At 66.1% G+C, this 6,757-nt stretch carries 7 protein-coding genes; 3 read left to right on the top strand and 4 right to left on the bottom strand.

Features of this window, described 5'->3' with window-relative positions; translation table 11 throughout:
• From MKK67_RS13495 to rpsL, 4 genes are all read right to left on the bottom strand, one after another.
• Positions 1-162: GTP-binding protein (locus MKK67_RS13495; protein WP_243965529.1), on the bottom strand; the 162-nt coding region annotated here is incomplete at its 3' end.
• A gap of 58 nt (positions 163-220) precedes the next feature.
• Complete coding sequence (fusA, locus tag MKK67_RS13490) at positions 221-2,296, bottom strand: elongation factor G (protein WP_243965524.1); 2,076 nt, start codon at positions 2,294-2,296, stop codon at positions 221-223.
• A 30-nt stretch (positions 2,297-2,326) separates the two neighbouring features.
• Positions 2,327-2,797: a 30S ribosomal protein S7 gene (rpsG, locus tag MKK67_RS13485; protein ID WP_007557567.1), complete on the bottom strand. Its 471-nt coding sequence runs from the start codon at positions 2,795-2,797 to the stop codon at positions 2,327-2,329.
• 133 nt (positions 2,798-2,930) lie between these two features.
• Positions 2,931-3,302: a 30S ribosomal protein S12 gene (gene rpsL / locus MKK67_RS13480; protein WP_007557568.1), complete on the bottom strand. Its 372-nt coding sequence runs from the start codon at positions 3,300-3,302 to the stop codon at positions 2,931-2,933.
• Between the two features lie 1,092 nt (positions 3,303-4,394).
• Here rpsL and MKK67_RS13475 point away from each other — a divergent pair.
• From MKK67_RS13475 to MKK67_RS13465, 3 genes are read left to right on the top strand one after another with little or no spacing between them, the layout of a single operon-like run.
• Positions 4,395-5,198 (top strand): ABC transporter substrate-binding protein, encoded by an 804-nt coding sequence (locus MKK67_RS13475; RefSeq protein ID WP_243965523.1) that lies wholly within the window; start codon positions 4,395-4,397, stop codon positions 5,196-5,198.
• A gap of 7 nt (positions 5,199-5,205) precedes the next feature.
• Positions 5,206-5,940 (top strand): amino acid ABC transporter permease, encoded by a 735-nt coding sequence (locus tag MKK67_RS13470; RefSeq protein ID WP_243965521.1) that lies wholly within the window; start codon positions 5,206-5,208, stop codon positions 5,938-5,940.
• The gene (locus MKK67_RS13465) at positions 5,937-6,632 is read left to right on the top strand and encodes an amino acid ABC transporter permease (protein ID WP_243965520.1); all 696 of its coding nucleotides are present in this window, start codon (positions 5,937-5,939) and stop codon (positions 6,630-6,632) included. The genes MKK67_RS13470 and MKK67_RS13465 overlap by 4 nt, the downstream gene beginning before the upstream one ends.
• Positions 6,633-6,757: the final 125 nt, after the last annotated feature.

Below are 6,757 nucleotides of genomic sequence, written 5' to 3'. Positions count from 1 at the left end.
CGGCGCCTTGTCGATCTGGTCGTAGGCCGTGAACGTCGCCCCGCCCGTCTCCGCCAGGACCTTCGTGATCGCCGCCGTCAGCGACGTCTTGCCGTGGTCGACGTGACCGATCGTGCCGATGTTGCAGTGCGGCTTGGTGCGAGCGAACTTTTCCTTGCCCATCAGAGCCTCCTAGAATTCGAAATCGTGTTGCGGATGAAGAGGTGGTTCAGGCGTAGCCTTAAGCGTACTTGGCGATGACCTTGTCGGCCTCGCCGCGCGGCACCTCTTCGTAGTGGTCGAACTGCATGGTGAAGTTCGCCCGGCCCTGCGACATGGAGCGCAGGTTGTTCACGTAGCCGAACATGTTGGCCAGCGGCACCATCGCGTTGATGACGTTGGCGTTGCCGCGCATGTCCTGGCCCTGGATCTGGCCACGGCGGGAGTTCAGGTCGCCGATGACCGAGCCGGTGTAATCTTCCGGCGAGACGACCTCGACCTTCATCACCGGCTCGAGCAAGACCGAACCGCCCTTCTGGAGCGCCTCGCGCAGAGCGGCGCGGGACGCGATCTCGAAGGCGAGCGCCGACGAGTCGACGTCGTGGTAGGCGCCGTCGATCAGCTCGACCTTGATGTCGACCACCGGGAAGCCCGCGAGCACGCCGGCGCCCAGGACCGAGTTGAGGCCCTTCTCGACGCCCGGGATGTATTCCTTGGGCACCGAGCCGCCGACGACCTTCGACTCGAACGAGAAGCCCGCACCCGGCTCGTTCGGCTCGACGATGAACTTCACCCGAGCGAACTGGCCGGTACCGCCGGTCTGCTTCTTGTGGGTGTAGTCGATCTCCTGACGACGGGTCAGCTTCTCGCGGTAGGCCACCTGCGGCTGGCCGATATTCGCGTCGACCTTGTAGGTCCGGCGCAGGATGTCGACCTTGATGTCCAGGTGCAGCTCGCCCATCCCCTTGAGGATGGTCTGGCCGGATTCCTGGTCCGTGGAGACCCGGAAGGACGGATCCTCGGCGGCGAGCTTGGCGAGCGCGATGCCGAGCTTCTCCTGGTCGGCCTTCGACTTCGGCTCGACGGCGATCTCGATCACCGGCTCCGGGAACTCCATGCGCTCCAGGATCACGGCCTTCTGCGGATCGCACAGGGTGTCGCCGGTGCGGGTGTCCTTGAGGCCGGCCAGCGCGACGATGTCGCCCGCGAAGGCTTCCTTGACGTCCTCACGGTTGTTGGCATGCATCAGGAGCATGCGGCCGACGCGCTCCTTCTTGTCGCGCGTCGAGTTGATGACGTTGGCGCCCGATTCGATCTTGCCCGAGTACACGCGGCAGAACGTGATCGTGCCGACGTGGGGGTCGTCCATGATCTTGAAGGCGAGCATGGAGAAGGGATCGGAATCCGTCGGGTGACGGACCACCGGCTCCTCGGTCTTGAAGTCGAGGCCTTCGACATCGCCGCGATCGGCCGGGGAGGGGAGATAATCCACCACCGCGTCGAGCAGGGGCTGCACGCCCTTGTTCTTGAAGGCCGAGCCGCAGAGCACCGGATGGAAGGCGCGCAGCTGCACGGCGCGACGCACGAGCTTGTGCATCGTCGCGGCATCCGGCTCGGTGCCGTCGAGATAGGCCATCATGGCCTCGTCATCGAGCTCGACGCAGGCCTCGACCAGCTTGCCGCGGTACTCCACGGCCTGGTCCTTGAGGTCCTCGGGGATCTCGACCTCGGAGAAGTCGGCGCCCAGGGTCTCGCCGGACCAGACGATCGCCTTCATCTTGATGAGGTCGATGACGCCCTTGAAGTTCGACTCCGAGCCGATCGGCAGCTGCAGGCAAACGGGCTTGCCGGCGACGCGGTCGATGATGTCGGCCACGCACTTGAAGAAGTCGGCGCCGATCTTGTCCATCTTGTTGACGAACACGACGCGCGGCACGTCGTACTTGTCGGCCTGGCGCCAGACGGTCTCGGTCTGGGGCTCGACGCCCTGGTTGCCGTCGAGCACGCAGACGGCGCCGTCGAGCACACGCAGAGAACGCTCGACCTCGATGGTGAAGTCGACGTGGCCGGGGGTGTCGATGATGTTCAGGCGCTTCTCGCGCCAGAAGCACGTCGTCGCGGCGGACGTGATCGTGATGCCGCGCTCCTGCTCCTGCTCCATCCAGTCCATGGTGGCGGCGCCGTCATGGACTTCGCCGATCTTATGCGACTTTCCGGTGTAGTAGAGGATCCGCTCCGTGGTCGTGGTCTTCCCGGCATCAATGTGGGCCATGATGCCGAAGTTGCGGTAGTCCTCGATCGCGTGCGTGCGGGGCATCGGATTGCTCCTGAGAGACGGCGGAACCGCTTACCAGCGGTAGTGCGAGAAGGCGCGGTTGGCTTCAGCCATCCGGTGCGTATCTTCCCGCTTCTTGACGGCGTTGCCGCGGTTGTTCGCGGCGTCGAGCAGCTCGGCGGAGAGCCGCTCGATCATGGTGCGGTCGTTGCGCGACCGGGCGGCCTGGATCAGCCAGCGGATGGCGAGGGCCTGACGGCGCTCGGTCCGGACCTCGACGGGGACCTGGTAGGTCGCGCCGCCGACGCGCCGGGAGCGCACTTCGATCATCGGGGCGACATTGTCGAGCGCGGCGCGGAACACCTCGATCGGGTTGGCCCGGGCGCGGTTCTCGACGATGTCGAAGGCGCCGTAGACGATCCGCTCTGCGGTCGACTTCTTGCCCTCGTACATGATCGAATTCATGAACTTCGTCAGCACCACGTCCCCGTACTTCGGGTCCGGGATGATCTCACGCTTCTCGGCAGAGTGACGACGGGACATCTCTTAAACTCTCAAACGAGTCTGACTTAAGCACCTCGCGCAGGCCGCCTTGGCTCTTTTGATGAAGCCGGCGACATCCTTACGAGGCCGTGGAAAGGCCTTTGCGCGACCGGATAAACTCCGGCCGGCGATCTTACTTCGGCCGCTTGGCGCCGTACTTGGACCGGCGCTGCTTGCGGTTCTTCACGCCCTGCGTGTCGAGCACGCCGCGCAGGATGTGGTAGCGCACACCCGGAAGATCCTTCACGCGGCCGCCGCGGATCATGACGACCGAGTGCTCCTGAAGGTTGTGACCCTCGCCCGGGATGTAGCCGATCACCTCGAAGCCGTTGGTCAAGCGGACCTTGGCGACCTTACGAAGGGCCGAGTTCGGCTTCTTCGGGGTCGTCGTGTAGACCCGGGTGCAGACGCCGCGCTTCTGCGGGCAAGCGTCAAGCGCCGGAACCTTGTTGCGGCTCCGCTGGATCTTCCGCGGCTGGGCGATCAGCTGGTTGATCGTCGGCATCCTGTGCCCTCTTCCTCGGTCACCTTGGCCGGATTGCCCAAGGCAATCCGCAAAACGAATATGCGCCGGAGGTCCTGTCACAGACCCTCGGCGCGGTGTGGGCAGAGGAGCACGCCCGAAACGAACGCGCTCGTACCTACGGATCTGACTTAGAGCGTCAGGCGATTTGAGCCTTCGGATCGCTCGGAGCGATCGCGGCGCCGTGGGTCATACCCAAGGGCCGTCGGCAGCCAAGGGCCGTCCGAAGTGGGGCGCTTCTAGCCGCGGTTAACGCGCAGGTCAATGCGGTCGCGGCAGAAAACTGCGCCCCACGACCGGTTAACGACCCGTCACGGAGCGGAACGATTGAGCCGCTCCGCTGACTGCGAAGCTGGCGATGTCCGGCTTTTTATCCGGGACGCGGCGTGGGGCAAAGACCGCCGCGGGACGAGCCCTGCGCCCTGGTGGCGTCCGATGCCGCCTTGGCTGCTGCGCGGCTTCCAACAGAGCTGACGCCGATCGCACCCTTGTTTCAGGACACACCTTACATCGCCGGCCGTATCGCGCGTGATGGGAAGCCGTGGCGGTCGCCATGGGTTGATCCGAGGGCACCGAAATAATCTCCGTCCAGCGCCAAGCTTCGTGCTGAGCTTCTTCTTCCCGACCGCTAAGAAACGGAATGGGATGCTGTTGATCGCTCCCGCGCAGATGCGCCATCATCTTTGTGCGAGTCGCGAAGTGCCGAGGCTTCTCTTTGGAGATGCCCTGGAAAACTGACTTTCTGCATCTGCGAATCGCGGGCGTTTATTCTGGAACCCTTATGTCTGCGGCGCTTCGATGTTGGGATTTGCCCTCGATCCGCGGCCCGGCCTTCGCCGGTTCTCATGGATCGCCGTAGCCCCGGCGCCCTGACGGTTGCCCCCCCGACGTCGTCGCGACCCGTCGGACTGCCGACGCGCAATCCTGAGGACTGCACCGCATTGAAGTGCCCACTCCATGCCTCCGGCCTGGAGAGGGCACGGGGGTCGGTCCGAGCGCTCCCGAAACCATGATTCGTGCGGCCGGTCTCGGCCCGCTGCGAAGCTTGAGAAACCTCAACACCAGGAGATATCCGTGCGTCGCCTACTGACTTTCGCCCTGACAACACTTCTCTCCGTCGGGGCCGCGCAAGCCGACCGCCTCAACGACATCAAGAAGGCCGGCGTGCTGCGGGTCGCGGCCTTCGACAGCAACCCGCCCTTCGGCTTCGTCGATCCGAACACCAAGCAGATCGCCGGCCTCGACGTCGATTACGCGAAGGCGATCGCCGACAAGATCGGCGTGAAGCTCGATCTGCGCCCGACCAACCCGGCCAACCGCATCCCGCTCTTGACCTCCGGCAAGGTCGATCTGGTGCTGGCGAACTTCACCATCACGGAGGAGCGCGCCAAGCAGCTCGATTTCAGCATCCCGTACTTCGCCTCCGGCCAGCAATTCCTGGCCAAGAAGGGCACGCTCACCGCGCCCGACCAGCTGAACGGCCTGCGCATCGGCGCCGACAAGGGCACCACCAACGAGATCGTCCTGCGCCGCGACTTCCCGAAGGCGACCGTGGTGGCCTTCGACGACACGCCCTTCGCCTTCGCGGCCCTGCGCAACGGCAACGTCCAGGCGATCACGCAGGACGGGCCCAAGCTCGTGGGCCTGCTGGCGAAGGTTCCGGATAAAGAGAACTACGAGGTTCCGGCCTTCTCGATCTCGAACGACTATATCGGCGTCGGCATCCCGAAGGGGGAGACCCGCCTCCGCGAGGTCGTGAACGAGACCCTTCGGGAGCTGGAGGCCGGCGGCAAGGCGGCAGCGATCTACGACCGCTGGTTCGGTCCCAAGTCGGACCAGCCGCTGCCGCGCCTGTTCCGGATCGGCGACCACAGCTAGACCCCCGGTGAGCCTCTTTGGCGATCTCCTGGCGCCGCGTTACCTGATCTGGCTGCTGCAGGGTTTTGGGGTCACCCTGGCCCTGTCGGCTGCCGTGTGCTTGGCCGGGACGATCCTCGGCCTCGCCCTCTGCTGCCTGCGGGAAACAGGGGGCCGGCTCCCGGAGACGGGGACCTCCGCCTGCGTGGGCCTCATCCGCAACACGCCGCTCCTGGTGCAGCTGTTCTTCTGGTATTTCGGCGCCGCCGCCCTGATGCCGGCCTGGCTCACCGCTTGGCTGAACAGCCCGCACAGCCTTCCTCTGGGTCCGGCGGATCTGCGCTGGCCCGCCTACGAGACGCTGGCCGGCTTCTTCGGCCTGACGCTCTACGCCGCCGCCTACATCGCCGAGGAATGCCGCGCCGGCCTCAACGGTGTCCGGCCCGCCCAGCGGGAGGCTGCGCTCGCCCTCGGCCTGACCGACTTCCAGGTCTTCCGCCACATCGCGCTGCCGCAGGCGCTGCGAATCGCCTGGCTGCCGGTGGTCGGCCAGTACCTCAACACCATCAAGAACACGTCGCTGACCATGACCATCGGCCTCGCCGAGCTGTCCTACGCCTCGCGGGAGGTGGAGACCGAGACCTTCCAGGCCTTCCAGGCCTTCGGCATTGCCACGCTCCTCTATGTCGGGGCCGTCGCAGCGGTGGAGGCGGCCGGCCACGCCGTCGCGCGCCGGGATCCGGCGGGAACCGCCCGCCGGTGAATGTTTCCGTCATCACCGACAATCTCGGCTACCTGCTGGCCGGCGCCTGGCCGGACGGCCCGGTGGGCGGCTTGATGCTGACGCTGATTCTCTCGGCCGCCTCCGGCCTCGCCTCGGCGGCGCTGGGGCTCGTCCTCGGGATCGCGCTGGCGATGAGTGGCGGCCGGACACGGCGCGCCCTGACCCTCGGGCTCGGGCTGTTCCGGGCCGTCCCCATCGTGATGCTGATCTTCTGGAGCTACTTTCTCCTGCCGATCCTGTTCGGCTTCGCCATCCCGGAGACCGGCACCGTGGTGACGGCCCTGTCGCTGGTGGGCGGCGCCTACCTGTCCTACGCGGTGGCGGCCGGAATCGAGAGCATCGGCCGCGGCCAGTGGGAGGCCGGCCTGGCCCTGGGCTTCGGCCGCTGGCAGGTCCTGCAGGTCATCATCCTGCCCCGGGCGCTGCCGGCCATGGCGCCGTCCTTCGTCAACCAGTGGACCGCGCTGATCAAGGACACCTCGCTCGCCTACGTGATCGGCGTGCCCGAACTCTCCTTCGTGGCGACGCAGGTGAACAACCGCGCCATGGTCTACCCGGCCGAAATCTTTTTGTTTGTCGGCGCCGTCTACGGATGCCTCTGTCTGGTGGTCGATCGGCTTGCCGCGCGGGTGGCAAGGCAGCGTCGCCTGCCGCGCGCGGGCAGGGCCTGACAGCGAACCTCCCGCCCTCGTCACCACGCGATTCGGATGGGTCGTCGCGGGCACAGCGCGACCGTCTCCAAGGGCGTGCCGAGCCAGCAACGTGCCGGATCGGGGCAGGGGCCCGGCATCACGGT

Origin of the sequence: Methylobacterium sp. J-072, from assembly GCF_022829425.1 — a bacterium.
Classification (GTDB): domain Bacteria; phylum Pseudomonadota; class Alphaproteobacteria; order Rhizobiales; family Beijerinckiaceae; genus Methylobacterium.
The sequence above is the reverse complement of the archived record's forward strand: the minus strand, read 5'-3'. Positions and strand labels throughout refer to the sequence as shown.